At 64.0% G+C, this 25,329-nt stretch carries 25 protein-coding genes; 12 read left to right on the top strand and 13 right to left on the bottom strand.

The genetic code is table 11. From position 1 onward, the window contains the following. Positions 1–234 precede the first annotated feature (234 nt). Positions 235–1,050: a hypothetical protein gene (locus AC5P8Z_RS10150; RefSeq protein ID WP_495228980.1), complete on the top strand. Its 816-nt coding sequence runs from the start codon at positions 235–237 to the stop codon at positions 1,048–1,050. Between the two features lie 96 nt (positions 1,051–1,146). Here the strand turns inward: AC5P8Z_RS10150 and AC5P8Z_RS10155 are convergent, their stop codons facing one another. After that, positions 1,147–1,623, bottom strand: coding sequence for a cold-shock protein (locus AC5P8Z_RS10155; protein ID WP_495228981.1), 477 nt, complete (start codon positions 1,621–1,623; stop codon positions 1,147–1,149). A gap of 48 nt (positions 1,624–1,671) precedes the next feature. Next, entirely contained in the window at positions 1,672–2,028 is a 357-nt protein-coding gene (locus AC5P8Z_RS10160) for a hypothetical protein (RefSeq protein WP_495228982.1), read from the bottom strand. A gap of 647 nt (positions 2,029–2,675) precedes the next feature. Between AC5P8Z_RS10160 and AC5P8Z_RS10165 the strand changes: the two genes are divergently transcribed. The 3 genes from AC5P8Z_RS10165 to AC5P8Z_RS10175 all read left to right on the top strand — a co-directional run bounded on the left by AC5P8Z_RS10165 (position 2,676) and on the right by AC5P8Z_RS10175 (position 5,459). Next, positions 2,676–3,278, top strand: a complete 603-nt coding sequence (locus tag AC5P8Z_RS10165; RefSeq protein WP_495228983.1) for a DUF998 domain-containing protein — start codon at positions 2,676–2,678, stop codon at positions 3,276–3,278. A 55-nt stretch (positions 3,279–3,333) separates the two neighbouring features. Next, a complete protein-coding gene (locus AC5P8Z_RS10170) occupies positions 3,334–3,699 on the top strand; it encodes a hypothetical protein (RefSeq protein WP_495228984.1) in 366 nt (121 codons plus the stop codon). Between the two features lie 1,037 nt (positions 3,700–4,736). Continuing rightward, entirely contained in the window at positions 4,737–5,459 is a 723-nt protein-coding gene (locus tag AC5P8Z_RS10175; RefSeq protein ID WP_495228985.1) for a hypothetical protein, read from the top strand. 865 nt (positions 5,460–6,324) lie between these two features. Here the strand turns inward: AC5P8Z_RS10175 and arr are convergent. Continuing rightward, the gene (gene arr, locus AC5P8Z_RS10180) at positions 6,325–6,759 is read right to left on the bottom strand and encodes an NAD(+)--rifampin ADP-ribosyltransferase (protein WP_495228986.1); all 435 of its coding nucleotides are present in this window, start codon (positions 6,757–6,759) and stop codon (positions 6,325–6,327) included. Between the two features lie 384 nt (positions 6,760–7,143). Between arr and AC5P8Z_RS10185 the strand changes: the two genes are divergently transcribed. Next, positions 7,144–7,551, top strand: a complete 408-nt coding sequence (locus tag AC5P8Z_RS10185; RefSeq protein ID WP_286070226.1) for a hypothetical protein — start codon at positions 7,144–7,146, stop codon at positions 7,549–7,551. A 40-nt stretch (positions 7,552–7,591) separates the two neighbouring features. Here AC5P8Z_RS10185 and ubiK read toward each other — a convergent pair whose 3' ends face one another. Further along, positions 7,592–7,843 carry a ubiquinone biosynthesis accessory factor UbiK gene (gene ubiK / locus AC5P8Z_RS10190; protein WP_295567335.1) on the bottom strand — a complete coding sequence of 84 codons (252 nt, stop codon included), beginning with the start codon at positions 7,841–7,843 and terminating at the stop codon, positions 7,592–7,594. 155 nt (positions 7,844–7,998) lie between these two features. Here ubiK and AC5P8Z_RS10195 point away from each other — a divergent pair, with 155 nt between their 5' ends. After that, the gene (locus AC5P8Z_RS10195; RefSeq protein ID WP_005411374.1) at positions 7,999–8,337 is read left to right on the top strand and encodes a P-II family nitrogen regulator; all 339 of its coding nucleotides are present in this window, start codon (positions 7,999–8,001) and stop codon (positions 8,335–8,337) included. Between the two features lie 125 nt (positions 8,338–8,462). On the opposite strand, the gene AC5P8Z_RS10200 is transcribed toward AC5P8Z_RS10195, so the two are convergent. Next, complete coding sequence (locus AC5P8Z_RS10200) at positions 8,463–9,122, bottom strand: RIO1 family regulatory kinase/ATPase domain-containing protein (RefSeq protein WP_286070224.1); 660 nt, start codon at positions 9,120–9,122, stop codon at positions 8,463–8,465. Between the two features lie 435 nt (positions 9,123–9,557). Between AC5P8Z_RS10200 and AC5P8Z_RS10205 the strand changes: the two genes are divergently transcribed. Further along, positions 9,558–10,466 (top strand): aspartyl/asparaginyl beta-hydroxylase domain-containing protein, encoded by a 909-nt coding sequence (locus tag AC5P8Z_RS10205; RefSeq protein WP_495228987.1) that lies wholly within the window; start codon positions 9,558–9,560, stop codon positions 10,464–10,466. Between the two features lie 210 nt (positions 10,467–10,676). On the opposite strand, the gene speE is transcribed toward AC5P8Z_RS10205, so the two are convergent. Continuing rightward, positions 10,677–11,531 carry a polyamine aminopropyltransferase gene (gene speE / locus AC5P8Z_RS10210; protein WP_315385453.1) on the bottom strand — a complete coding sequence of 285 codons (855 nt, stop codon included), beginning with the start codon at positions 11,529–11,531 and terminating at the stop codon, positions 10,677–10,679. Positions 11,532–11,721: 190 nt separating this feature from the next. Between speE and speA the strand changes: the two genes are divergently transcribed. Together speA and AC5P8Z_RS10220 are read left to right on the top strand one after the other, a co-directional pair. After that, positions 11,722–13,611 (top strand): arginine decarboxylase, encoded by a 1,890-nt coding sequence (gene speA, locus AC5P8Z_RS10215; RefSeq protein ID WP_495228988.1) that lies wholly within the window; start codon positions 11,722–11,724, stop codon positions 13,609–13,611. A gap of 43 nt (positions 13,612–13,654) precedes the next feature. Further along, positions 13,655–13,975, top strand: coding sequence for a DUF6122 family protein (locus AC5P8Z_RS10220; RefSeq protein WP_295567328.1), 321 nt, complete (start codon positions 13,655–13,657; stop codon positions 13,973–13,975). A gap of 126 nt (positions 13,976–14,101) precedes the next feature. Here AC5P8Z_RS10220 and AC5P8Z_RS10225 read toward each other — a convergent pair whose 3' ends face one another. Genes AC5P8Z_RS10225 through AC5P8Z_RS10235 form a run of 3 tightly spaced genes read right to left on the bottom strand, consistent with a single transcriptional unit; the run spans position 14,102 to position 16,367 of the window. Further along, entirely contained in the window at positions 14,102–15,421 is a 1,320-nt protein-coding gene (locus tag AC5P8Z_RS10225; protein WP_495228989.1) for a sensor histidine kinase, read from the bottom strand. Next, a complete protein-coding gene (locus tag AC5P8Z_RS10230; RefSeq protein ID WP_295567323.1) occupies positions 15,418–16,077 on the bottom strand; it encodes a response regulator transcription factor in 660 nt (219 codons plus the stop codon). Before AC5P8Z_RS10230 ends, AC5P8Z_RS10225 begins: the two co-directional genes overlap by 4 nt. Then, complete coding sequence (locus tag AC5P8Z_RS10235) at positions 16,077–16,367, bottom strand: PepSY domain-containing protein (RefSeq protein ID WP_495228990.1); 291 nt, start codon at positions 16,365–16,367, stop codon at positions 16,077–16,079. Before AC5P8Z_RS10235 ends, AC5P8Z_RS10230 begins: the two co-directional genes overlap by 1 nt. Before the next feature lie 151 nt (positions 16,368–16,518). Here AC5P8Z_RS10235 and AC5P8Z_RS10240 point away from each other — a divergent pair, with 151 nt between their 5' ends. After that, positions 16,519–16,953: a PepSY domain-containing protein gene (locus AC5P8Z_RS10240; RefSeq protein WP_286070218.1), complete on the top strand. Its 435-nt coding sequence runs from the start codon at positions 16,519–16,521 to the stop codon at positions 16,951–16,953. 83 nt (positions 16,954–17,036) lie between these two features. Here the strand turns inward: AC5P8Z_RS10240 and AC5P8Z_RS10245 are convergent, their stop codons facing one another. The 3 genes from AC5P8Z_RS10245 to AC5P8Z_RS10255 all read right to left on the bottom strand — a co-directional run bounded on the left by AC5P8Z_RS10245 (position 17,037) and on the right by AC5P8Z_RS10255 (position 19,359). After that, on the bottom strand, positions 17,037–17,519 hold the full coding sequence (locus tag AC5P8Z_RS10245) for a hypothetical protein (RefSeq protein WP_197595463.1): 483 nt from the start codon (positions 17,517–17,519) through the stop codon (positions 17,037–17,039). Between the two features lie 126 nt (positions 17,520–17,645). After that, positions 17,646–18,854: an NAD(P)/FAD-dependent oxidoreductase gene (locus AC5P8Z_RS10250; protein WP_286070217.1), complete on the bottom strand. Its 1,209-nt coding sequence runs from the start codon at positions 18,852–18,854 to the stop codon at positions 17,646–17,648. 10 nt (positions 18,855–18,864) lie between these two features. Beyond that, positions 18,865–19,359, bottom strand: a complete 495-nt coding sequence (locus AC5P8Z_RS10255; protein ID WP_286070216.1) for a lipocalin family protein — start codon at positions 19,357–19,359, stop codon at positions 18,865–18,867. Between the two features lie 182 nt (positions 19,360–19,541). On the opposite strand from AC5P8Z_RS10255, the gene AC5P8Z_RS10260 reads away from it, so the two are divergent. Both AC5P8Z_RS10260 and AC5P8Z_RS10265 read left to right on the top strand, forming a co-directional pair. Beyond that, positions 19,542–19,790, top strand: a complete 249-nt coding sequence (locus AC5P8Z_RS10260; protein ID WP_006474562.1) for a hypothetical protein — start codon at positions 19,542–19,544, stop codon at positions 19,788–19,790. Between the two features lie 384 nt (positions 19,791–20,174). Continuing rightward, positions 20,175–22,604, top strand: coding sequence for a DUF3772 domain-containing protein (locus tag AC5P8Z_RS10265; RefSeq protein ID WP_495228991.1), 2,430 nt, complete (start codon positions 20,175–20,177; stop codon positions 22,602–22,604). Between the two features lie 515 nt (positions 22,605–23,119). On the opposite strand, the gene AC5P8Z_RS10270 is transcribed toward AC5P8Z_RS10265, so the two are convergent. Next, complete coding sequence (locus AC5P8Z_RS10270) at positions 23,120–25,225, bottom strand: phosphoglycerol transferase I (RefSeq protein WP_286070214.1); 2,106 nt, start codon at positions 25,223–25,225, stop codon at positions 23,120–23,122. Positions 25,226–25,329 lie beyond the last annotated feature (104 nt).

The raw sequence follows: 25,329 nt of genomic DNA on the forward strand, positions 1-25,329 counted from the left end.
GTGTGGTTTCCTGCAGAGGGGCGCTTGATGGTGCAGCAGGTGTTCCGCGGAGTGCCATCGGAGAATGCCGGTGAAATGGCTAGGAAGTTCGGCCCGATAATCCACGGTGTGCTCCACTAGGAGAACGAGATTGCCCTTGGTTGCTCAAACTTCAAACGCTAGAGGCATATCAGCTCGGTCTTGCCGCTTATCCATCCTTCCCCAAGCAACCAGGTCTTTAAGGTGAATTTATTCATGAACATAGAGTATCGCTTCACCTTTCGCTGGACCGCTGAGCGCGCGCTAAAGCTCGAGCAGATCGGCGCCACTGTTGATCCGCCATCTGACTTCAGTGGGGAGTGCATTATTGGTGTCGTCCATTCGGCGGAAGGGGCTCCAGAATGGGCGGGTGTTTCCTCGCTGATCAGGGACTGGGGCGGCTCTTTCCTTGTAACAACGGATTTTTCGGCCGCAGAGGTTGCCGCTGCTGATTACTGTGAGCTGCAGGTTACGCATGCAAATGGGTATCCTCAGCCGGAAGACGATTTTGGGTTTCGGGCGCAAACCTACGACACTTCGAAATACTGTGACGAGTGCGGAGCCTGGGCTGTCCAGAATGCGCCTTTCCGTGTGCGGAAGTCATTGAAGTGGGGGCGTAACGCATTCCTCAAACTGTTCTGGGTTGAAGATGCGATCTTCATGCATAAGGACGTTTGGCAAGTGCATCTTGCTCCACTTGGCATTGAGACGTGGCCGGTTGAGGACACCAAGGGAAATGTTCTTGATCACATCGTGCAGCTACGTGCTGACACGACCGTGGCGTTGCAGATGGATGAGGACTCGGGGGTTCGCTGTCCGAAATGCGGGCGTTTTCGCTACATGGGTCCAGAGCGAGGCCTCCTACCAGCGCCAGTTGGGAATCCAGACCTTCCCATCTTGCGCAGCGAGCAGTTCTTTGGAGCAGGCCACCAGTCTTCCAATGCCATTATCATCAGGCGGGATGTGGTCGCGGTGATTCAGTCGGCCAAGCTGAGGGGAGCCAAGCTGTGGCCTTGTGCCGCGCCAGAGTAGGTTCCACGTGTTTTGAAGCGGCTAGGAATTCCTACTGACTGCAATTCTTGAGACGGCCGACCCACCCCAGTTGTGAGTAGCATGACGGTTTGGAGTTCAAGCCCCAACTGGACACCTCTCTTCATCAGGCACCGACCTGTCAAGGCGCCCCAACCACGCCTCAACCCACGATGGCCCCACACTTTCCACCAGCAACCTTCCCTCACTCTGGTGCAGATCCAGCCAACGCTCGAAGCTGATGCGCAGACGTTCGACATCCGGCGCCCGCTGCAGGGCATCGGCAGGCATCCGGATCAGTACGCGCGAGGGCGCGTTCTCCACGTCCAGCACCAGAACGCCCTTGCAGCGGATCTCGAAGGACGTCACCCCGGCATAGCGCGTGTGCAGTTCAAAGCCTTCCTGCGCCTTCGCAGTGACGAAGCCCAGCGCATCACTGTGCAGCAACCGGTAATCGGCCGGTTGCAGCTTCTGGTAGGCCCACACCTGATCGCCCGCGGGCTCGGGCCATGCTGCCCATACTGCGCCGACCACCGCCATGCACGCCGCCACAGCGGCAAGACCGTACTGCTTCATTCGTCACCCCGCACATAGGTAGAAAGGCATGCGTTGCTGGCGGGGCGCTCAGTCCCTTGGCCGAACCCGCTCGTGGATGAAAGCGGTAAGTGCCAGGTCGGCCATCACCAGCCCCTCCATCACCCGGTCGCCCACGTATTGCTCGGGCCCGCCGTTCTGGCGCGTGCGTTCTGCGGCCAGCAGGATTTCCTGCACGATGCGCTGGCCGGTGAGCGCGCAGTCGGCGTCGGACAACTGCATCTGCCGGCTGCGCAGGTGATGGCGCTCCGGCCAGGGCTGACCGTCAGCCGCAGCGCCCGCGCCGATGGCGTGCAGGATGGCGATGAGGCTGTTGGGGTCCGGGGCCGGGGCGGCCGAGGGCGTTTCCTGGATGGGTCGCGGGGGAGGGGAGTGCGGCGTGGTCATGGCGGGCTCCGTGCAAGCAGGCGGAAGCCGCCACCGATAAAGGTGGCGGGCAGAGCGTGGCTCGAAAACCGGTTGCTAGACAACGCCGGCGGGCACGAGGCCCCCACGCCCCGCCCGCCATAGCCGGCAGACGGATTGCCAGCCGGCACCACGCGCGGTGGTGCCGGCTGGCAAGCGCAAACTTACGTCTAGCAATCCGGGTTTTCGAGTCCCGACCACCGATGCACGGTGGCGCAGTAACGATTACCTGCTGTTGTTCGGAATGCCAACGGGTAGGGGTCAATGCCGCCAAAACCCGAGACGTTTTCGGCATTGTCGCATAGCGCGGAAAGGGGCGAGAGCCTTGGCAGGCTAGGCGTACAGGCACTTCTGGAACGGAGTCTTCAAATTCTTCCGCCAGAAACGCCAAGCGCGGCAAATGCGACAGCACTCGCCCATCGGGCATGCGTGATCGCTCATGCAGCCGATCCGTTGCGACACCGGCTGGAGGGTTTAAATGACTTCCTGCCTATTGAACCTACCGAGTGCCGCGCGCAATCTGACTACCGCTGTAGTCATTCAAGACCATCCTGCCTGCAGCAGCAAGGTTCTGCAGCGTTTGAACGGATTCCCTCCACTGGCGCAGGCCAAAACAAGGATCACTGCACGTGCAACGCCGCATCCGACTGCTTCTCTGCGCGGGCCTGGTCCCGCTTCCGTGGTTCCTGTTCTGGACCAGCGTTGCCGCCGTGTTCGCGCCGGGCTACAACCCGCTAGCGCAGCACGCCAGCGAGCTGCTGCAGGCGCCCACGCTTGGGAGCATCTGCGGCAGGATTGCCGCCATCGGCTCCGGTGTGGGCTTCGTGGCGTTCTCCATCGGGGTATGGCGGGAGTCCGGCCGCCGCATTGCCGCGGGCGCGATCTGCTGGATGATCTTTGGCATCTCGATGCTGACCAACGGGCTCTGGCCCATGGGCCATCCGATGCATGGCTTCTACACCATCGGTATCGCCAACATCATCGCGCCGGCGATGTCGCACATCGAGTTGAGCGCGTGGTCTGCCAACCGAAGGGCGTATGCCGTGACCGCTGTGGTGAGCATCGCGAGCATCGTCTATCTCTGGTTGAACGTGGTTGGGGCGGATCCGGAAGGGTTCAGGGGGCTGACACAGCGCGTGTTCTCGTCGATCAACTCGCTGTGGCCGTTCCTGGTTGCGTGGTACCTGCTGCGCAGGGGTTCAAGCGCGCTGAAGGTGCAGCCTGCGATTTGATGGAAGGGCATGCAGGCACATGGACGACTGTTAAGCGTGCGGAGTTGAGAAGAGGATGAGGATTTTTCGCCGTCAGCTGATCTACGTTCAGGTGCATCAGGACCATTTTATTGCGCGCCTGGTCGGTGGAGACAGGACCATTCGCCGCCAGTGTCACGCCCTTGGCAATCGCGCGGGTCCGATCAAGGACTTCTCGAATATCCGGCCCCTGCTCAAGGCGATCTTCTCGGAACTCATGCCTGGGTTCTCTCTCGTCAAGCCGTGGGGGCTTCTGCACTTTGATCCGGTTGAGTACCCGGTCACGAAGGAAGAACTGGCTGGGTTCCAGAAGGCTGCCATGCGCAGCGGGGTGAGCTTCTGCCTTCTTTCCACATGGGAGCAGCGGCATGAAGACAAGGATCTGTTGGAGATGTTCAAGTAAGGTCCGGCAAACTGTTCATTCGAGCCCAAGAAGATTCGCGATTCGGCCTGATTCCGGTATCGTGAGTTTCTGAGTTTTGGCCGGGTCCAGACAGTTCTCGCTAGTGCCAGCACAAGCCGAGAGGGCGTTATGTGTGGGTTTTGTCGTATTATGGATGGGGGTGATAACAAGGGGTGCCATGTCTGATCCGAATCTCTGGATTAATGACTTGGCTCGTTGGCAAGTGAGACGCGCGCCGCATGAAGGGAGGGCTGCTTCTGATTGGATCTGCACATTCACGGGGCGCTGATGAGAGGGGTTTTGGGGCGACGCTTCCGATCTAAGGAAGGTGTCTAATGATCATTTGAAATGTGATTGGATTAGCCTCCATCCACGAGGGTCAGGCCGCACTTATGCTGCCTCGCTGGCCGATATGCAGTGACCTCGAAATCAACGAGATTGACGCTTCTGAAGGGAAGGCGCACCCTGCGTTGCTTCCCCTGCGTTGCTTCCCCTGCGTCGCTTTATGGGCGGCTGTACGATCTTACCTTAGGTCGGTTATTAGGTCATCATTCTTATATGAACTGTACGAGGTGTTATGGCTATTTCGAAGGAAAGTGATGCGATCGGCCAAGCAGTCGCTGCAGGCGTTGGCGCGACTGCCGGAGCAGGAGCAGGTGCCGCAATAGGTGTTACAACAGTTGCAGCTGCAGCTCAAACTGCTGCTGCTGCGGCTCTCGCTTCTGCGGGCGCTGCTGCTGGAGCTGGGGCTGCAGCCACAACTGGAGCGCTTGCAACCGCGGGAGGGGGCGCCATAGCTGCAGGCGGTGCAGGAATGACTGGCGGTGTCAGCGCTATCGCGGCTACTGCTGCAACTTCCGCCGCAGTACCTGGCATTGGCTGGGCTGTTGGTGGAGCAATCCTTGCTGGCGCAGGTGCGTGGGGCATTTACAAGCTCGCCACTCGCAACAAGTGAAAGGCTAACATTTCACTAAAGCTGACGCCGCGTCATGTCGCGGCGTCAGCTCTAGGTTTAAATATGAGAAAGGGAGTTCTAAGTGAACACAAACCAAAAGAGCGAGCTTGCTCGTGCCATAGCATGGATGCTTTGCTCCCATGCAGCACATGGCCTCTCAACGGCATCCATTAAAGGCGTTGGCGAAATAACACTGCGCGACGGATTGATAGTTGCCGCAGCAGCGATTGGGTCCAAACATAAGAATGCCTGGTTGTTAGAGCGGGAGGTAGAGCCGGATGGCTGGTCCGACTCAAACGTAGATCTTATGGTTTACAGGGTTTCGGGAGAGAATCAGTCGCTGGTTGGTGGAACGGAGCTGAAGTGGTGGCGCCAAAAGGACAAGGGTAACGCAAGCAATAGGCGCCGCGACCTAATCAAAGACCTTTTAAGGGCGGCAGCTCTATACACGCTCTCCGAGTCCTTCTCATTCGTGGCACTTTTAGCCACAAAGGAGTCATGGGACGCAACTACAGATACTCATGGAAAAGACAAGGCTCTTCTGGACAAGCTGAAGTCTGAATCCTCAGAACATTGGAATATTAGAGATCTATCCAGCAGCCCCTCCATCAAAGCCGCCGTTCGCCTTCTGCGTAACAAGGTTCCCGTAACTACAGCATTCCGAACAAAGCTTCTGACTGCATGCTCCCTGTCAGATCAATCTGGTATTGAATGCGTCGCTAGGGTTTGGGAGGTTCAGAAAACACAGAACAGTCGTTGGGCTGTTGATCCGGATGATTTCAACTTCATTCAGGACTCGGTGTAGCTGTAGCTGCCTTTGGATCCAGTGCGAACCATGTAAATATCGGCCACATAGCCTATGCATATTTTCAGAGGTTGCGATACTTCGCACTTTTTACCAAGCATGTGGCATTTCGAGAAGAGAATGAGTGGCGTGTGGTTTATTTTCCTGATAGAGACGAGAAGCAGCGTTATGCGGAGTTGTTGAGCTATGCGATTACGCAAAAGGGCATTCAGCCTAAGTTGAAGCTTCGACTCGGGTTGAACGCGATTGGCGGGCCATTGCTCCTAGAGGACGCGGTGAGTTCAATACTCTTGGGTTCCACAGCAGGAAGTCTGCTTTCTGCACATGCTCTTAAACGAATGCTTCGAAATCTAGGGAAGCCTGGGCTTGCCGACAAGATTGGTTTCTCTAGCACTCCCTATCGGCCATGAGTTTTAATGAATAGATGAGGTTAGGTATCCTATCTAAAAATCTATTTTCCCGTGGCAGGCATTGAGGGGCACCAGATGCGCTGTGAGTATGAGAAGAAGGCGCAGCTGAGGCCGCAGGTCCCTCGTGGGTTAGTCCACACACGCATGGCTGCATGGGTGCTGGGCACGGAGTGACTGCAATGCTGCCGACGAAGCAACGCAGGCATGACATTGTTGGTTGGTCATATAAAGCGACGTGGAGGTTGATTTTCGCGGGGCATTGCGGTTGTCGAGGCCGCATTGCGGTGCGGCTTCAATTTTCGTTGTGGCAATCGCTGTGCTCTGACTGAGTGAGTCGCTCAGTTTCTTTGTAGCCCGGCGCTGACTGAGAAGGTGAGCAGGGAAGGATGCTGTATCTATACGGGTGCACGCATCAGTCGATGCCGATGCGTCGGTGTCGAGGCCTTTCACTACCATCAATTGATGATCTCCCCAATCCCCGAAGCAACAAACGCCTTCAACTGCCGTACAAACTCCGCGTCATACAGCTCCCACTCCGCAATCTCCCCAACCACCCGCAACGGTTGCGCACTCCGATACGACCGCGTCGGATTCCCGGGAAACTTCTTGTTGGTTACATTCGGGTCGTCCTCGAACGGCCCGGTCGGCTCCACCACATACACGCGCGGTCGCCCTTCACCCCGGGCCATCTCCGCAGCCAGCCCGGCGCCCTTGGCAATCGTGGTGAAGTAGATGTGGTTCATCACCACGCTGTCGCGATAGTTGGACCTGAAGCCCGCGCTCAGCAGTTCGCCCACCGCCAGATCGGCGCGGGTGCCGTGATAGAACGGCCCGGCGACCTGGCTGCAGGTGTCATGCGTAACGGGTGTCCATTCGGTGTCCTGTGCCATCGGCACTGCCCCTGACTGTGCTGCCGGATCGACAGGCCGGCGAGTCTAGGACGCCGCACGGGCCTTGCGGCAAGGCCCCATCCGCGAAATACTCTGTAAGTGGGAGGCGCCGTGCGCCTCCTTTTTTCATTCTGCGGCGCTGCGGCCTTCCAGCTCGCGTACGGCCTTTTCCAGCGCGTCCAGCCCCGCGGCCACCAGTGATGAGGTTCGTGCCACAGAGCGGGGTGCTTACGGCACGGAGGCGGTTGTTGCGAAAGGCCTTGGGATCAACATCAGCAAGAGTGAACAGGCCAAGGGGGTGGAGGGTTCTGTTGCAAACTGGGAAGCACGTCAGCCCAAGACCGAGAAGGACAAATGACTATGAAATCAGCGTCATTAGTGCCCATGCTGGGCTTGCTGCTATCTGCATGTGCCAGTGGGGGGGCGACAACCGTAAACGACGATCCTCATGATGAAGTGCTGTGTGCCATCGCTAAGAATCCCGGCGAATATGATCGGGAAGAGGTCGTGTTGTCAGCTCGATATGTAACGGATAACCGCCACGAAGAGGTTCTGCGCAACTCCCGCTGCAGCGATGGCGCACGTATCCTCGATATCGGCAAGCATGGGGCCGCCAGTTCGGTCGCACGTTTTTACGCTGAACAGAAGCGCATATGCCTGGAGCGTAACAGTCCTGGCCTGTGCAATATCTCTGCCAGCGTGCAGGTGTCCGGGCGGATTCGGCTGACGCAGGATCGTGCCGTGTTCGATCTCGAGGACGTGAGGCACTTCGCGTTTGATGATGAGCGGTAGTCTGCTTTTCACCTCGCTGTCTGGCGAAAGTGGCGTCAACTCAATCTGACGTCGAGCGCCCTTCCAGCTCGCGTACGGCCTTTTCCAGCGCGTCCAGCTTCTCGCGGGTCTTCAGCAGCACGGCGCGCTGCACTTCGAACTCCTCGCGGGTAACCAGGTCGAGCTTGGCCAGGCCGGCCTGCAGCGCGCTCTTGAAGGTGGCCTGCAGTTCCTCGCGCGATTCGCGCAGGCCCGGCGGCACCAGGTCGCTGAGGCGACGGGCGAGGTCATCGATTTGATTCAGGTCGATCATGGGGTGCTCCGTGGGGTAGGGCCCGTGCATCCGGCGCGGGCAGGCCATTCGGGCACAAGGATACTGCTGGCACCCACTGCTCGGACAGGCCGCAGCGGCTTCGCACGGGCCACGTTCAGGCGCTATCCTCCACGCCGGAAGACAGGAGATAGACGATGAAGATGGTCATGGCGGTGATCAAGCCGTTCAAGCTCGACGACGTGCGCGAAGCGCTGGCCGAGCGCGGGGTTACCGGGATCACGGTGACGGAAGTGAAGGGCTTTGGTCGCCAGAAGGGCCATACCGAGCTGTACCGCGGTGCGGAGTATGTGGTCGATTTCCTGCCGAAGGTGAAGCTGGAAGTGGCGGTGACCGATGACCAGGTGGAGGCGGTGGTCGAGGCCATCGTGAAGGCCGCGGGCACCGGCAAGATTGGCGACGGCAAGGTGTTTGTGTACGACCTGGGCAGCGTGGTGCGCATTCGTACCGGTGAGTTGGACGCGGACGCGTTGTAACCCGTTCGGCAGCATGTTGTAGAGCCGAGCCTATGCTCGGCTGCATTTCGCGCGATGCAAGAACAGCAGCCGAGCGTGGGCTCGGCTCTACAAAGAGCGGTAAAGCGGTCGAGCGAGCTCGACCCCTACCGGCGCTTCGCCCACTTGTAGAACCGCTTCCAGCCCTGCCGCACCGCAGCCACCCAACCCGGGTCGGCCACCAGCGCGGCCTGCGCGGCACTCGGAGCCTGGCCGGTCACGCGCTGGCGGATCTTCAGCAGGTTCTTCATGTCGCTGCGGCGCATCTGCCGGCTCAGCGGGTTGCGGCGCAGCCAGCGCGGGGCGCGCCAGGCCGAGGTGAAGTCCAGCAGCACCGGCACGCCGCCGCTCACCACCACATTGGTGCCGTGCAGGTCGTTGTGGGTGATGCCGGCGGCATGCAGGCGGCTGAGCGCGTGCTGCAGCTGCTCGAACACGTCATTGCCCACCGCCTGCGCGGTGCTGAGGGTCTGGCCGGGAATGAATTCCATGCCCAGCGCCAGGCCACCCAGGGTGCCGAGCAGGGCCGGGGCGTGCTTCCAGCCGCCCAGGCGCTGCAGCATGCGCGCTTCGCGGCGCACCATCAGCCGGGCGACGGGCGACAGCGGGGTGCCGCGATAACGGGAGTAGTCCTTGATGACCGCCTCGCGCCCGTCCAGGCAGGTGCGGTAGACATCGGGGGCCAGGAAACGTTCGCCGCGCTTGAGCAGCAGCGGCGTTGCGGCGTCATCGCCGCAGGAGGAGGGGGGCGTAGCAGGGAGGTACATATCAGGGTCTCGGGCGACCCGGTGGGCGGCGCTGAGCGTCAAGCGAACCGGTAGTGCAGGGGAAGTACTAATGTTTTGTTAATTTTAGTACTCACCAGTTCGCTATTCCACGATTTGTCGGAGAAATGTCGGGGTCGTGGCTGGAACAGTTCGTCACGCTCAATCGGACAATTCTGTCTCACTTATGGGGGCGGCCATTTGAAATCAATCAGTTACAGCTTCCAATCGCCCATTCATTGGCAGCGCGCTGAACGTCGTGCACGCTCGACTTGACCCCGGCGCACGGCCTGCCGACCATAAGCTGTTAATCCGCGACATCGGCGGCCGCCCCTCTTCGGCACGTCCCCGTCCCCTGCCGCGTTCCCCACCGGTGCTGGCCGCCTGGCCGTGCATCGCCCCCGTTTCCCGATCCGGCCGCGGCTGGAGGAAAGTGCTTTGACTATCAAGATCGTACTGGCAGTGCTGTTCGTGGCCTGCGTGCTGTACATCCACTTCCGTGGCAGGGTCCGCGCGCGCTGGTCGCGCCAGCTGCTGGACCACTCCAGTTTCATGGCCCCGATCAACGTGGTCATGTACATGTTCTCGAAGGTGCCGACCACGCCGTTCCTGGACCCGGGCAAGGAATTCCCGCAGCTGGAACCGCTGCGCCAGAACTGGCAGATGATCCGCGACGAGGCGCTGGCGCTGCGCGATGCGCAGAAGATCGCCGCCTCCAGCAGCTTCAACGATGCGGGCTTCAACTCGTTCTTCCGCCGTGGCTGGAAGCGCTTCTACCTGAAGTGGTACGGCCCCTCGCACCCGTCGGCGAAGACGCTGTGCCCGAAGACCGTGGCGCTGATCGAGTCGATTCCGGACGTGCGTGCGGCGATGTTCGCGCAGCTGCCGCCGGGCAGTGAGCTGCGCCCGCACCGCGACCCGTTCGCCGGTTCGCTGCGCCTGCACCTGGGCCTGACCACGCCCAACAACGATGGCTGCTACATCGAAGTGGACGGCATCAAGAAGAGCTGGCGCGATGGCGAGTGGATGATGTTCGACGAGACCTACATCCACCATGCGCACAACGAGACGCAGGAGGATCGCGTGATCCTGTTCTGCGATATCGCCCGCCCGCTGCGTTTCGGCCTGCCGGGCCTGTTCAACCGTGCGGTGGCGGCCACGCTGCTGGCCGGTGGTGCCTCGCCGAACCTGCCGGGTGACCCGACCGGTGGCGTCAACAAGGCGTTCGGTGGCCTGTACAAGGTGCGCCTGAAGGCCAAGGCGCTGCGCGAGCGCAGCGTGGTGGCCTACCAGCTGATCAAGTGGGGCCTGGTGGTGGCGGTGATTGCCGGTATCTGGGCGCTGTAACTGTAGAGCCGAGCCCATGCTCGGCTTGATTTATCGCAACCTGTCCGAAGAGCAGCCGAGCGTGGGCTCGGCTCTACAGAAGGCAAAAACCCGCGCTGCTGCCAGCGCGGGTTCTTGTTTTTGGGCCCTGCGCGTTCTGTTGTAGAGCCGAGCCCATGCTCGGCTGCATTTCGCGCAGAAGCAGCCGAGCATGGGCTCGGCTCTACAGGATCAGCCCTTCAGCGCAGCCTGCACGAACGGCGGCGTCACCAGCACGCCGGTGTGCAGCGCGGCGGTGTAGTACAGGGTGTTGAAGGTCTTGGCGGCCGAGTCGGCCTGGCGGAAGTCGAAGCTGCTGTCGCCCTTGCGCGCCATGGTCACGCTCCACCAGCCGGTGGGGTAGCACGGCTGCGGGAACGGCAGGGTCTTGAACGAGCCGAAGCCGGCCTTGCCCATCTCGGCGCGCATCTCGTTGATGAGGTCCAGCTGCATCAGCGGCGACTCGGACTGCTGCACCAGGATGCCGTCGTCCTTCAGGGCCTTGAAGCAGCTCTCGTAGAAGGCCTTGTTGAACAGGCCCTCACCCGGGCCGACCGGGTCGGTCGAATCGACGATCACCACGTCCACGCTGCCGGCCGGGCAGTTGGCCATGTAGGCCACGCCATCGTCGAACAGCAGCTCGGCGCGGGCGTCGTCGTTGGAATCGCACAGTTCCGGGAAGTGCTTGCGCGCCATCACGGTGACCTGCTCATCGATATCGCACTGGGTCACGCTCTCCACGCCGGTGTGCTTGAGCACTTCGCGCAGGGTGCCGCAGTCGCCGCCACCGATGATGACCACGCGCTTGGGCGCGGCGTGGGTGAACAGCACCGGGTGGCTGATCATCTCGTGGTAGAAGAAGTTGTCCTTGCTGGTCAGCATGATGGCCCCGTCGATGGTCATCAGGTTGCCCCAGTCGGTGGTCTGGAAGATCTCGATCTTCTGGAACGGCGACTGCACCTCGTCCAGCTTGCCGGTGATGCGGTAGCCGATGGCCGAGCCGGTGCGCTCGAAGTGTTCGATGTACCAGTTGTTGCTGTCAGTCATTGAAAACAGTCCTGTTCGGAGGGGTGAAGCCGGGCTGGCGGGCGGGGCCGCGTGGCACAGATGCCACATCCGGACGGATCGGCCCGTTCAGGTTGAAACCTGTCACGGGCGCGGGCGCGCATGATAACGAACCTGTGGGCATATAGGCGTTATCATGCCCCCCCTTTTATTGCCAACAAGGCCGACTGAAATGACCGATTGGTCCCTCGACCAAGCCCGCAAGACCTACTCGATCCCGCATTGGGCGGATGGTTACTTCGACGTGGATCAGGCCGGGCACATGGTGGTGAGACCGACCGGGGCGGACGGCCCGGTGGTGTCGCTGCCCAAGGTGGTGGACGCTGCGCGCGCCGCCGGCGCCAAGCTGCCGCTGCTGGTGCGCTTCCCGGACATCCTCGGCCAGCGCCTGGGCAAGCTGCAGGCGGCCTTCGCCCAGGCCCAGCAGGACTGGGACTACGCCGGCGGCTATACCGCTGTGTACCCGATCAAGGTCAACCAGCACCGCGGCGTGGCCGGCACCCTGGCCAGCCACCACGGTGAAGGCTTCGGTCTGGAAGCGGGCAGCAAGCCCGAGCTGATGGCCGTGCTGGCGCTGTCGCGCCCGGGTGGCCTGATCGTCTGCAACGGTTACAAGGACCGCGAGTACATCCGCCTGGCCCTGATCGGTCGCAAGCTGGGCCTGCAGACCTTCATCGTCATCGAGAAGCCGTCCGAGCTGAAGCTGGTGCTGGAAGAGTCCAAGGCGCTGGACGTGAAGCCGGGCCTGGGCGTGCGCATGCGCCTGGCGTCGCTGGGCGCCGGCAAGTGGCAGAACAGCGGTGGCGACAAGGCCAAGTTCGGTCTGTCGCCGCGCCAGCTGCTGGACCTGTGGAAGTCGCTGCGCGATACCGAGTACGCCGACTGCCTGAACCTGCTGCACTTCCACATGGGCTCGCAGATCTCCAACGTGCGCGACATCGCCAACGGCATGCGCGAAGCCACCCGCTATTTCGTCGAGCTGTCACAGCTGGGCGCGAAGATCACCCACGTCGACGTGGGTGGCGGCCTGGGCGTGGACTACGAAGGCACCCGTTCGCGCAGCTTCTGCTCGATCAACTACGGCCTGAATTCGTATGCCAGCAACATCGTGCAGCCGCTGGCCAACGCCTGCGAAGAGCACGGCCTGACTCCGCCGCGCATCGTGACCGAGTGCGGCCGCGCGATGACCGCGCACCATGCGGTGCTGATCGCCAATGTCTCCGAAGTGGAGCAGGCGCAGGAAGGCCGCGTGCCGGACCAGCACGACGACGAGCCGGCGGCGATCCGCCACCTGCGCGAGATCCATGAGGAACTGGACGTGCGCCCGGCGGTGGAACTGTTCCAGGAAGCGCAGCACTTCCACGCCGAAGGTCTGGCCAGCTACGCGCTGGGCCAGATCGACCTGCCGCAGCGTGCGCGCATCGACGACCTGTTCTACGCCATCGCCCACGGCGTGCGTGCGCGCCTGAGCTACGACGAAAAGAGCCATCGCCCGGCGCTGGACGAGTTGAACGAGCGCCTGGTCGACAAGTACTTCGTCAACTTCAGCGTGTTCGAATCGATCCCCGATGCGTGGGCGATCGACCAGGTGTTCCCGATCGTTCCGATCGAGCGCCTGAACGAAACGCCGGACCGCCGCGGCATCATCGCCGACATGACCTGCGATTCGGACGGCATGGTGAAGACCTATGTCGAGAACGAAAGCCTGGACAGCTCGCTGCCGCTGCACGCGATCAAGCATGGTGAAAGCTACCGCATCGGTTTCTTCATGGTGGGCGCCTACCAGGAAATCCTGGGCGACATCCACAACCTGTTCGGTGACACCGACGCGGTGGAAGTGCTGGCCGACGCCGATGGTTATGCCATCACCCAGCAGCGCCGTGGCGACACCACCGACGTGATGCTGGACTACGTGGGTTACAGGCTGGACGACCTGCGTGCGGCCTATGCCCAGCGCGTGGCGGCGGCCGAGCTGTCGCCGGAACGTGCGCAGGAACTGTCGGAAGCGCTGGAAGCGGGCCTGACCGGCTACACGTACCTGTCCGACGAACCGCTGGTCTGATGATTACGGGAACGCCGGGCATGGCCCGGCGCTACCGGCCCCGATGAGCGCACGCGCGATCTTCCACCTGCTCCTGCATGCCGCCGTGCCAGCCCTGCTGGCATGGCTGTTCTGGCGCAAGCGCTTTGCCTCGGCGTGGTTGCTGATGCTGCTGGGCTGGATCATCGACCTGGACCATCTTCTGGCCGACCCGATCTATGCGCCGAACCGCTGCAGCATCGGTTTCCATCCGCTGCACACCGCACCGGCCATCGCCGTGTATGCGGGCCTGTGCGTGCCGAAGAAGACGCGGTTGTTCGGCATCGGTTTGATCATCCACATCGTGCTGGACGCGATTGATTGCTGGTGGATGCATCACCGTTGATGGCCGAAGGCGGTAGAGTCGACTGTTAGTCGACTGCTCTTGGCTGCGGCGCTGGGAAATTCCGCGCTACGCGCGAAAGTCGACTAACAATCGACTCTACCCGCCTGGCCTTCCAGCGCCAACGAGTCATCCCACCGGCAACCATACCGTCGCACGCAACCCTGGCTGCGCATTCTCCAACGCCAACCGCCCGCCGTAGCTGGCGGCGATATCGCCCACAATCGCCAGGCCCAATCCACTGCTGCCCTCGCGCTCATCCAGACGCACGCCGCGCTGTGTGACCCGTTCCAGCGCATCTGCAGCCAGGCCAGGGCCGTCGTCGCGGACTTCGATTCGCAACTGGCCTTCGTCGGCTTGTGCGCTGACGTGGACCTGCTGTTGCGCCCATCGTCCTGCGTTGTCCAACAGGTTGCCCAGCATCTCTTCCAGATCCGCACTGGCACCGGCGAACTGCAACGCTGGATCGATACCTGCGGCCGTGAACGCAATGCCGCGTTCGCCATGCACGCGTGCCATCAACCGGCATAGCGCTTGCGCGACAGTCGCAACGTCGCTGCGCTGGCGATGGTCTGCGGCCAACCCTGCCGCCAGGTAACGGTCAACACTGGCCTGCATGCGGGCGCTCTGCTCGCGCACGGTGGTCCGCCAGTCCGCGCCGTCGCCGTCAGCCTCGGTGGCCAGCACGCTCAATGGGGTTTTCAATGCATGCGCCAGGTCCTGTGCACTGGTGCGCGCGCGCGCGACCATGCGTTGCTGGTGCTCCAGCAGTGCGTTGAGTTCTTCACCCAGGGGCGCGACCTCCGCGCCCAATCCGCGCGTCTCGATGCGCTGCGCATCACCGCGTCGCACGCGTTCCAGCTGTGCACCGAGGCGATGCAACGGGCGCAGCCCGAAGTGCACCTGGCTGGCCAGCACCGCCAGCCACGCTGCGACGAGCACACCCAACGCGATGGCGGTGCGCTGCCGGAACGCGGCAACATCGGCATCCAGCGCGCTGCGGTCGGTGGCGACCACGGCCACGAACGGCTCACTGGCGCGTGGCAGGCGCACCTGCTGCACGCGTGCGCGCAGCGATTGCTGCAACGGACCGGTCAGGTTGCGCGTGGCCGGGCCAGTGGCGGTGGCGGGAAGCGTTTCATCCCACAACGAGCGTGACTGCAGCAGCACGCTGCCGTCGGCACCGGCGATCTGCCAGTACGCACCAGAGAACACCCGCTGGAAGCGCGCATCGTTCGGTTCCTGGCGCAGCTGCAACTGGTTGTCGGGGGTGACCTCCATCTGCGCGACCAGGGTCAGCATGTCCTGCTGCAGTTCGTGGTCCAGCCGATCACGCGCGCTGCGCTTGAACAGTTCACCCAGCAGTGCACTGGCCAGCAGCGAGACCAGCAGCAGTCCGACGCCGCCGGCCAGCAGCAGCCGCCGCCGCAGCGAGGGCTGCCGCGTCACGGCGTCGCCAGCCGCCAGCCCTGGCCTCGCACGGTCTGGATCAGCTCGGTGCCGAGCTTGCGGCGCACGCGCCCGAGCAGCACATCCAGCGCGTTGGAGTCGGGATCCAACCCGCCCTCGAACACCTGCTCACCCAGGCGATCACGGCCGATCACCTGGCCGCTGTGGTGGATGAAGTAACTGAGCAGGCGGAACTCCTGCGGGCTCAGCGCCAGCGGCTGTCCTTCCAGTTGGAAGCGGCCAGCGTTGACGTCCAGCTGCAGCGGGCCGCAGTGCAGTCGCGGGCTGGCGTGGCCGTGGCTGCGGCGGATCAGGGCGCGCAGGCGCAGCACCAGTTCGTCGGCCTGGAACGGTTTGGTCAGGTAGTCGTCGGCACCGGCATCGAAGCCGGCCAGCTTGTCGTGCCAGCGCCCGCGCGCGGTCAGTACCAGCACCGGGAAGCCGCGGCCGTTGCCGCGCCAGCGCTCGATCACGCTCAGTCCGTCCAATCCGGGCAGGCCAAGGTCGACGATGGCCGCCTGCAGATCTTCGATCTGGCCGATCTCCTCGGCCTGGCGGCCATCGGCAACCACGTGCACCACGTAGCCGGCCTCCTCCAGCAGGGGCACCAGGCGCTGCGCCAGCGCGGCATCGTCTTCGGCCAACAGGATGCGCATCAGTCGTCCAGCTCCGTCTTCAGCAGCTTTCCGCTGCGCGCATCATAGTCCAGCTCGACCACCACGCCGTCAGCGCGCAGGATCTCCACTTCGTAGACGCCGTCGTCCAGCTCCACTTCCAGCAGCTGCCCCGGGTAACGCTTGAGTGCATCGCGCACCACGCTTTCCAGCGGCACGTAACGGCCCTGCTGCACGGCACGGCGCGCGACCTGCTGCGCCGGATCCTGGACGGGCGTAGCGGCGGTCGGGGTGTTGGCCAAGGCCAGCAGCAGGGGCAGGGTGGCGAGCATCGCGGGCGCATGAGGGAAGGGGGAACAGGCGTGAGTGTGCAGCGGCTGACTAACAGCGGGCTAACAGCGCCGGCTAAGGGGCTGTTAACCACCCCGTGCATCGTGGTGTTGCCGGGATGGTCCGGCCATGAACACGAACAGGAGAACCCCCATGTTGAAGTCGCTCACCCTCGCCACCGTCGCTGCCCTGGCGATCGTACCGGCCGCTCAGGCCGCACCGCTGGGCATGGCCCAGGTTGAACAGACGCTGCGCAAGGCTGGCTACACCCAGATCCACGAGATCGAGCGTGACGACAGCCTGTGGGAAGCGGACGTGAGCCGCGCCGATGGACGGTTCAGCGAGGTCTACGTGGACCCGAAGACCGGCGAGATCTTCGACGAACACAATGGCCGCGCGCTGCTGGGCACCGAGCAGGTGCTGGCACGGGCACAGGCACATGGCCTGCGCGAGATCCATTCGTTGGAACGTGATGGTGCGACCTGGTCGCTGGAAGCGCGCAATGCCCGCAACCAGAAGGTGGAGGTGCGCCTGAGCGGTTATGACGGCCGCATCCTGCACAGCGAGCGCGATGGCTGGCTGGATTGACGTAGGCCCATGTAGAGCCGAGCCCATGCTCGGCTTTGCGGCCAACCGTAGCCGAGCATGGGCTCGGCTCTACGGGAACTGGCTTACCAGCCAAACGGCGGCGGGTAGTCCCAGTAGCCCGGGCCACGGCCGTAGTAGCCGCCATACGGACCGAAGAAGCCCGGGCCCTTGCCCTCGCTCACGTGGATGTTGACGTTGACCCCGTGGGTCTTGCCCTCATCGGTGGTGTAGTTCTTGCTCAGGTTCAGCGTGGCGGCGTTGTAGTGGCTGTTGCCGCCATTCTTGGAATAGCCGATGCCGGTGGTGAAGCTGCCGGACACCTTGACCTTGTCGTCGGTCACGTCGGCGATCTTCGCGTCGTCGTGCACACGCGGGCCGCTCTTGTCGCCGTAGTACGTGCCCGGCGGGTCCTGCTGCAGGGCGGGGTCGTTGAGGTAGCGCATCGGCGCCTGCGGCAGCGACAGGTCCAGGCCGGCCGCCTGCGGCGCGGTAGCACCGGCAGCGGACTGGGCCAGTACGGTTCCCGGCAGGGCCAGGCACAGCAGCAGGGTCAGGGGGCGGATCATGACAGCGCTCCAGCGGACAGGTGGCCGCGCAACACGCGGCGGTACAGGCCGACGCTAGCAGGGGCTGCTTGAATGATGCCTGTCGGTGCCGGATTGGGGTAGAGCCAGGCCATGCCTGGCTGCAGGTTACAGCCGCCCGAACCCGAACAGCTCCGCCAATGGGTGCCTGCGCCGCTCGATCCCGGCCCGCAGCAGCTGCGCGCCGATCATCGAATAGGTGATGCCGTTGCCGCCGTAGGCCATGGCGAAGTGCACCCGTGGGCCCCATTGTTCGTGCGGGCCGAAAAACGGCAGGCCGTCGGCAGTTTCGGCGAAGGTACCGCCCCAGGAGAACGCCGGCACCGGCCCCAGCCGTGGAAACCAGTGCTGCAGCTGCTTCATCAGCTGATCGGCCTTGCGCTGCACGCGCCGGTCGCGGCGGGCCGGAATGTCGATGGCATCGTCCAGTCCACCCACCAGCAGGCGCCGGTCGCCGGTGGCGCGCAGATACAGGTATGGGCGTGCGCTCTCCCAGACCATCGTGTTGCGCAGCCGGCCCAGCACGTCCGCATCGATGGGGTCGGTGATGAAGGCATAGCTGCTGCGGTTGCGGGCGACGCGTTGATCGAGCCAGCGCTGGTTGGCATAGCCCATGGCCAGCACGACGTGGCGTGCGCGGACCGTGGCACCGGCTTCGGTACGGGCGGTCACCCCGCGCGCGGTGGCATCGAGGCTGTGCAGTACGGTGCGGTCATGCACGTGGCCGCCGCGCCGGCGCACGCGCTGCAGCAGCGCATAGGTCAGCCGATACGGATCGACCCGGGCCGCCTGCCGGGTCAGCAGGGCGCCGCCGGCCTCAACGTCGAAGCGTTCCCGCAGTGCCTCCGGGCCCAGCCAGCGGGCATCCAGGCCGATGCCGCGGCGGGCATCGCCCTCGGCCATCAGGCGCGGCACGTCGCGATGGCGGCTGGCCAGGTACAGGCTGTCCATCCGCTGGAAATCCACGTCCTTCAGGCCGCGCGCCACCTCGCCCAGTGCCGGGATTGCCTCGGCACAGGCAAGGTAGGCCCGTGCGGCGGCGTCATGGCCGTAACGCTGTGCCAGTTCCAGCAGATGGGTATCGATCTCGTACTGCAGCAGCGCGGTGCTGGCGGCGGTACTGCCCCAGCCGATGTCGCGCTGCTCGATGACCGCCACTTCGTGGCCGTGGGCGGACAGTTCATCGGCGATGAGCGCACCGGTGATGCCACCCCCAACCACCAGCACGTCGCTGTGCAGGTCCATTTCCAGCGGTGGGAAGGCGTGGATCAGGCCGTTGCGCACCGCCCACCACGGGTAGCCACTCTTCAGGTCCATGCGCAGCTGCTCAGGCGGTCGGGTGGCCGGTATGCGGGGTCTGGATCAGTTCGGACAGATCGAAGCCCTGCAGGCGCGCGGCCGCCAGATAATGGTCCTGCACGGTGGCGTCCAGGCGCGGTTCGCGCGCCAGCAGCCACAGGTACTTGCGATCCGGACTGCCGACCAGCGCGACGCTGTAGTCCGGAGCGACCTGGATCACCCAGTAGTCGCCCTTGGCGAACGGCAGCCAGCGCAGGCCCTTGGGCAGGAAACTGACCTCCAGGCGCGCGCTGTCGTTGTCGACGGCACAGGCCTCGCCGGTGGCTTCCTCGACCTCGCCGTCCATGCGGCAGCGGTTGGTGACGCCGACGTTGCCGTTGTCGAGCAGGGTGTAGTGCGCCGACACGTCGGTGCAGCCCTCTGGCTCGTGGCGCATCGGCAGGCGTGCGATCTCGTACCAGGTGCCCAGGTAGCGGGGCAGCTTGAGGTCGGCAACGGTCTTCAGCGGCGGGTGCTCGGTCATCGGCGGTCGTGGCAGGGGTGGGCCTCCACGATGCCGATGGCCTTGCCATGGGCGGGTGAAGCCGGGGCGATGGCCGTGTCCAGAACGTTCCGTCGCCGCTGCGGCGTGCCCGTTGTCACCGGTGCGGCGGTATCCTGCAGCCAGCGCCGTGTTTTCCTGATCCAACCGAAGTGGAGGTGCCGATGTACCAGGTGATCCTGTTGAAGAGTGAATCCGCGTTCGCACGCGAGCAGTGGCCGCAGGTCGACGACCTGGTGGACTACGAGGGCGTCAGTTACAGCCTGCGTGCCGGCCCGCGCCAGCCGTTGCCGACCGACCACGACTGGCACCCGGTGGCGGTGTATGCGCCCGATGAGATCACCGAGGAAGAGTTCCAGGACTGGTACGCGCTGCAGCAGCCCACGGTGGAAGAGCTGCGGTTGAAGTACTGATTTCGCCGGGGTGGCGTGCGGGCGCGCGGAAACGTGGGCTGGGTGAACTGACCGGGCGAATCGACGGGAAAACCGGGGGGACAAACCGGCGGGGAAAACCGACTGGGTAGAGTCGACTGTTAGTCGACTGCTCTTCGCTGGACGCTGTGCAAAGCCCGCGCTGCGCGCGATAGTCGACTGACAGTCGACTCTACCCAGTCGATTCGCCCGGCCACGATCACCCCGCCGCAATCGCCAGACCGTCATCGCCCAGTGGTGACCACCAGCGCCATCACCCCGCCGAAGCCCCCATCCACGCGGGTGCGGTCCTCCGCGCCACGCATCCGGCCTTTACCGCCTGTGCCGTATAGTCGCGCGCAGGCGCGGTGGTCCGCGCGAAACGGTGTGGCTGGCGTGTCTTCTTTCCTGCGATCGATCCGTGCACGGGGGCCTTGGCTGGCCCTGCTGCTGTGCACTGCCTTCCTGCTGTCCGCACCGGTGCTGGCACAGGATGAGGACCCCACGCCGAAGCAGCAGCTGGCGGATATCGATGCGAAGCTGAAGGAAGTCGACCGCAAGCGTGGTGATGCCGCGGCCATCGAAACATTGGCCATGCTGTCCGAGGATGCTTCGAAGGCCCGGCGTGACGCCGAGGCGGTGGAGAAGTCGCTGCAGCCGCAGCTGGACCGCCTCGACGAACAGCTGGCGCAGCTGGGCACGCCCGCCGAGGGCGCCACCGAGCCGCCCGAACTGGCGGCGCAACGGCGCACCCTCAACAAGCAGCGCGATGGACTGGCCGCATCGGTGGCGCAGGCCAAGACCAGTGCGGTGCGTGCGCAGCAGCTGGCGACCGACATCGACCAGCAACGCGCCGCGCAACGTACCGAAGAGCTGGGGCAGAAGGTGGCCTCGCCGCTGTCGCCTGCGCTGTGGAGCAAGGTGGCCGAGCGCCTGCCGATCGATGTCGCGCGCGTCGCGCCGCTGGCCGAGCAGGGGCGTGACACGCTGGTCGCCGGCATCCGCGCCAATGGCTGGGGCACGCCGCTGCTCGGCCTGGTGGCCGCGCTGGTGATGATGTTCCCGCTGCGGCTGTGGTTGCGCCGCCTGGGGCGGCAGTTCGCCGCCTCCGACCGCGCGCCTGATGGCCGCCTGCGCCGGTCTGGGCTGGCCATGTGGCTGCTGCTGGTGGGCACGTTGCTGCCCGGCTATGCCGTAGTGGTGCTGATGGCGGCGCTGGATGCCGTTGATGCCATTGCGCCGCGCCTGCAGGTGGTGGCCGACGGGTTGGAAACCGCGACGTTCCGCGCCGCGTTCATCGCCGCACTCAGCGCCTGCCTGCTGGTGCCCAAGCGCCCGTCGTGGCGATTGTTGAACCTGGACGACACCGCTGCACTCAAGTTGCGCAAGTACGCCTGGGGCGCGGCGGCGCTGGCCTGGCTGAGCACGGTGCTGGTCGCCCTCGATCAGGCCACGCGCACCAGCGACGTCACCACGGTGGCGCTGGATGGACTGATTGCCCTGACCTACCTCGGCCTGATCATGGCCATGCTGGTGACCCTGGCGCGCCTGCACCGCCGGCAGACCGCCGAGGCCGAGGCCAGGCTGGAAGCGCAGGCCGACGGGCAGGGCCCGCGTACGCCGGTGCGCCGCAGCAGTTGGCTGGTGCTGGCGCGGGTGGCAGGCAACATCGCGGTGGTGGCAGCGATCATCGCCACGCTGCTGGGCTATCTGAATTTCGCCAAGTTCGTGAACCAGCAATTGATAGGCGGCAGCATCGTGGTGCTGGCGGCGACCCTGCTGTTCAAGTTTTTCGATGACTTCAGCACGTGGATGCTCAATGCCGACAGCAAGGTCGGCCAGACCATCCTGCTCAGCACCGGCCTGAGCGTATCGCGCCTGGAGCAGGCCGGTGTGCTGCTGTCGGCGATGCTGCGCACGCTGGTCGTGCTGATCGCACTGCTGGCCCTGGTGGCGCCGTTCGGCAACATCGGTGCAGTGGTCGAACGCTTCTCCTCGCTGCTTACCACCGGCATCCCGTTGGGCGGTACCACGCTGAAGCCGATGCGGATCGTGCTGGCGGTGGCCGTGCTGCTGGCCGGCCTGGCGGTGACCCAGCTGGTGCAGCGCTGGTTGACCGACACCTACCTGCCGAAGACCGAGCTGGACCTGGGCGCGCGCAATTCGGTCAGTACCGTCGCCCGCTACCTGGGCATCATCATCGCGGTGATCTGGGCGCTGACGGCGATGGGCCTGGAACTGACCAAGCTCGCGCTGCTGGTCAGTGCATTGTCGGTCGGTATCGGCTTCGGCCTGCAGGTGATCACCCAGAACTTCGTGTCCGGCCTGATCCTGCTGGCCGAGCGCCCGGTGAAGATCGGCGACTGGGTGAAGCTGGGCGACCAGGAGGGTGACATCCGCCGCATCAGCCTGCGCTCGACCGAGATCCAGGTGGGTGACAAGTCGACCCTGATCGTGCCCAACTCCGAGCTGGTCACCAAGACCGTACGCAACATGACAATGGGCAACAACCAGGGCCGCATCCAGATCCAGTTCGCGGTGCCGCCCAGTACCGACGTCGGCAACCTGCGGCAGGCGCTGCTGGATGCGTATACCGCGCACACCAACGTGCTGAAGCAGCCGGCACCAACGGTCTACATCGACAGCATTGCCGGTGGCCAGATCACCATCAACAGCTTCGCGTACGTGGCCAGCCCACGGCAGGTGTATGCCACCCGCAGCGATCTGTACTTCAGCCTGCTGCAGATCCTGGCGGAGCGGAACATCCCGCTCTCGACCCCGACCGACATCCACATCACCCGCGATCCGCAGGAGTAGGGGTGTTCTGCAGGGCTGCGCCCTGCACCCGCCGAAGCAACGGCAACCGCAAGAGCAACAGCGTGCATTCCGTGGTTGGGCGGGGCGGTGCCGAAGTGCGGGGACGCCGCAAGTACGTCCCTGTAGGCTTGGCAGCCGCATCCATGCGGCTGACACCCCACACTCCGGCACCGCCCCGCCTTCGACAGATTTCCGCGATCTGTTGGAATTGCTTTTGGGATCAGATCCGTTTTCCGGAGGAAAACGGATCTGACCCCATTTTGATTTTCGATATCTGACAGATTGTGTCGACCAAGGTCGACACCTACCGACAGCCGCAGGAATCTGTCAGAGGTGGGGCGGTGTCGGAGTGCGGGGTGTCAGCCGCATGGATGCGGCTGCCAAGCCTCCAAGGACGGATTCACGGCGTCCCCGCACTCCGACACCGCCCCACCCAACCACGGAACGCACGCTGTTGCCGTTGCTGTTTCTCCGGCTTGTAGCGGGTGGCAGGGCGCAGCCCTGCAAAGAAACCCCTACCCCCGCGGTCGGCTGCGCGAGGGCACCAGTGCGAACGTATCCACTGCCAGCTTCTCGGCATGGTTCAACCACGCACGGATCTCCAGATCGTCCACTTCGTGGTCCAGCCCGAACGATACGTTGATCTTGCCGTTGGCATCGGGCTGCACCCACTGCTGGGCCAGCACCACCTTGCGCTGCGACGACACCGCCTCGATCCAGAAACCGCGATCCGGGCGCGTGCTCGCCACCAGCTGCAGCATGTACTGGCCGGCGCGGGTGCGGCGGCCCTTCTGCGTGATCATGTGCGCCTGGCGCACGCTCGGGCGCGGGCCCTGGAAGGCGTCCAGCGGCGCATCCACGGCAATGCCGCCACGCAGGTCGTTGTCGCGGTAGAGCTTGATGCCGTTGTCGCGGTTGACCAGCAGGGCGCACCAGTCGCCATCGGCCGAGCCGTCCTCGAACGCGGTACAGCGGTCGACATAGGCCAGGGTGTTGTCCGGGTCGGCATCATCGAACTGGCGCGAGGTGTTTTCCAGATACACCGACTTCAGACCCCAGTCCTTGTCGTACTCCAGCAGAACCGGTGGCTGCACATGCTGCAGGCCGACCACCACCTGGTCGTCGCCGTCGATCTTCAGTTCGCGGGTCGGTTCACCCAGCCACAGCGAACGGGCGAAGGCCAGATACTGGGGGTAGTCGCGGCCACCGTCGCGGCGTGCGGCGACGCTGGCGCTCGGCGCGCGCTTGTCATCCAGCAGCGAACGGCCGAAGCCCATGGTCTGCAGGTTCGGATCGAGCAGGCTGAGCAGGGTGGCGCCGGAATCCAGCGTTGAACCGTCTTCCACCGCCAGCTGGCGAGGCGCCACGCCGTCGCCGAGGAACAGCAGCAGGTTTTCGCGCTTCTGCTTGGCCAGCACATGGCTGAGGTCGTTGGGCATCGCCAGATGATCGGAAGCGATCACGATCAACGTGTCCTTGCCATACGGGCTGGCCTGGATGCGTTCGACCAGCTGCGAGATCAGTCGATCGGTGCACTTGAGTGCATTGAGCAGGCCGATGTTGCCGTACTGGCTCTGGTAGCGCTCGCCCTTGCACGACACTGGCAGGTGCCCGGCCGGGTGATGGGTATCCATGGTCAGCGTGGTCAGCATGAACGGCGAACCGGCGCGCGAAAGTTGTTCGAAGCGCTGGTAGGCGGTGTCCAGCAGCACATCGTCGTGCACGCCCCAGGCCGAGTAATGGATGCGGCCGATCTTCTTCTGCTGCTCGAACCAGGCCAGGTCATGCACTTCATCGAAACCGTGGCTGGCCAGGAACTGGCCCTTGCCGGCGAACTGGCCGTTGGCACCGCCCAGATAGTGGTTGGTGTAGCCCTGCTGCTTCAGGTAGTCGCCCAGGCACACTGCCTTGGGCAGGAAGCTGCCCATGCGGTCCATGCTGTTCTCGTCGCCCTGCGAGGTGGTCAGCGGCACGCCACACATCGACGACACCAGCCCGGCGATGGTCCAGCCGCTGCCTTCGGCCGAGGCCAGGCCACGCACGTCCAGCGACTGGCTGGCGAGGCGATTGAGATTGGGCATCAGGCCCGGGAACACGTCCTCGTCCAGATAGGTGCGTTCCAGGCTTTCGCCGTAGATCCAGACGATGTTGCGCGGGCGCTGCAGCGGCTGCGTCGGCACCTGGTATTCGGGTGCGATGCGGGCGAAGTCGACCGGGCGCAGCTGCTGGTACAGGCGCTGGCCGTCGCGGGCCAGCGGGCTGATCATGATCGTGGCCACCCACACCGCAGCGAAGCCCGCGAACCAGGCAGCGCCGTGGCCGGGCCGGCGCCAGCGCTTCACCCGCGTGGCGAACAGCGGCAGCAGCGAGACCAGCGCCAGCACGATGAATCCGGCGATGTAGCCCTTGAAATCGGAGACACCGGCGCCTTCCATGTCGGCGCCCAGGTGGTACAGGGTGGCGGCATTGAGCCCATCACCGGACAGCTTGTCGATCAGCCACCATGCGCTGAGCGTGAGCAGCAGCAGGGAGAACGCACCGGCCTTCCACCACACCCACTTGTCGGACGCGAGGAACAACCAGCACAGCAGCAACAACGACAGCAGCAGTATCCAGAGCATAGGCAGCTTCGGCAGTGACGGGGTGGTGGTGATGGACGTCGTACCGACGCGTGTCCATCCGACCGGCGCTGCCGCAAGCACATGCATGTGACAGGCCGATGACC

The organism is Stenotrophomonas sp. YJH_SMC_17 (assembly GCF_059371655.1).

What these genes read in the sequence shown, in the direction of transcription:
- AC5P8Z_RS10150 (WP_495228980.1), top strand. Translation starts at nt 235, where the DNA reads ATGAACATAGAGTATCGCTTCACCTTTCGCTGGACCGCTGAGCGCGCG.
- AC5P8Z_RS10155 (WP_495228981.1), bottom strand. Translation starts at nt 1,623, where the DNA reads ATGAAGCAGTACGGTCTTGCCGCTGTGGCGGCGTGCATGGCGGTGGTC.
- AC5P8Z_RS10160 (WP_495228982.1), bottom strand. Translation starts at nt 2,028, where the DNA reads ATGACCACGCCGCACTCCCCTCCCCCGCGACCCATCCAGGAAACGCCC.
- AC5P8Z_RS10170 (WP_495228984.1), top strand. Translation starts at nt 3,334, where the DNA reads ATGAGGATTTTTCGCCGTCAGCTGATCTACGTTCAGGTGCATCAGGAC.
- arr (WP_495228986.1), bottom strand. Translation starts at nt 6,759, where the DNA reads ATGGCACAGGACACCGAATGGACACCCGTTACGCATGACACCTGCAGC.
- AC5P8Z_RS10185 (WP_286070226.1), top strand. Translation starts at nt 7,144, where the DNA reads ATGCTGGGCTTGCTGCTATCTGCATGTGCCAGTGGGGGGGCGACAACC.
- ubiK (WP_295567335.1), bottom strand. Translation starts at nt 7,843, where the DNA reads ATGATCGACCTGAATCAAATCGATGACCTCGCCCGTCGCCTCAGCGAC.
- AC5P8Z_RS10195 (WP_005411374.1), top strand. Translation starts at nt 7,999, where the DNA reads ATGAAGATGGTCATGGCGGTGATCAAGCCGTTCAAGCTCGACGACGTG.
- AC5P8Z_RS10200 (WP_286070224.1), bottom strand. Translation starts at nt 9,122, where the DNA reads ATGTACCTCCCTGCTACGCCCCCCTCCTCCTGCGGCGATGACGCCGCA.
- speE (WP_315385453.1), bottom strand. Translation starts at nt 11,531, where the DNA reads ATGACTGACAGCAACAACTGGTACATCGAACACTTCGAGCGCACCGGC.
- speA (WP_495228988.1), top strand. Translation starts at nt 11,722, where the DNA reads ATGACCGATTGGTCCCTCGACCAAGCCCGCAAGACCTACTCGATCCCG.
- AC5P8Z_RS10220 (WP_295567328.1), top strand. Translation starts at nt 13,655, where the DNA reads ATGAGCGCACGCGCGATCTTCCACCTGCTCCTGCATGCCGCCGTGCCA.
- AC5P8Z_RS10230 (WP_295567323.1), bottom strand. Translation starts at nt 16,077, where the DNA reads ATGCGCATCCTGTTGGCCGAAGACGATGCCGCGCTGGCGCAGCGCCTG.
- AC5P8Z_RS10235 (WP_495228990.1), bottom strand. Translation starts at nt 16,367, where the DNA reads ATGCTCGCCACCCTGCCCCTGCTGCTGGCCTTGGCCAACACCCCGACC.
- AC5P8Z_RS10240 (WP_286070218.1), top strand. Translation starts at nt 16,519, where the DNA reads ATGTTGAAGTCGCTCACCCTCGCCACCGTCGCTGCCCTGGCGATCGTA.
- AC5P8Z_RS10245 (WP_197595463.1), bottom strand. Translation starts at nt 17,519, where the DNA reads ATGATCCGCCCCCTGACCCTGCTGCTGTGCCTGGCCCTGCCGGGAACC.
- AC5P8Z_RS10250 (WP_286070217.1), bottom strand. Translation starts at nt 18,854, where the DNA reads ATGGACCTGAAGAGTGGCTACCCGTGGTGGGCGGTGCGCAACGGCCTG.
- AC5P8Z_RS10255 (WP_286070216.1), bottom strand. Translation starts at nt 19,359, where the DNA reads ATGACCGAGCACCCGCCGCTGAAGACCGTTGCCGACCTCAAGCTGCCC.
- AC5P8Z_RS10260 (WP_006474562.1), top strand. Translation starts at nt 19,542, where the DNA reads ATGTACCAGGTGATCCTGTTGAAGAGTGAATCCGCGTTCGCACGCGAG.
- AC5P8Z_RS10270 (WP_286070214.1), bottom strand. Translation starts at nt 25,225, where the DNA reads ATGCTCTGGATACTGCTGCTGTCGTTGTTGCTGCTGTGCTGGTTGTTC.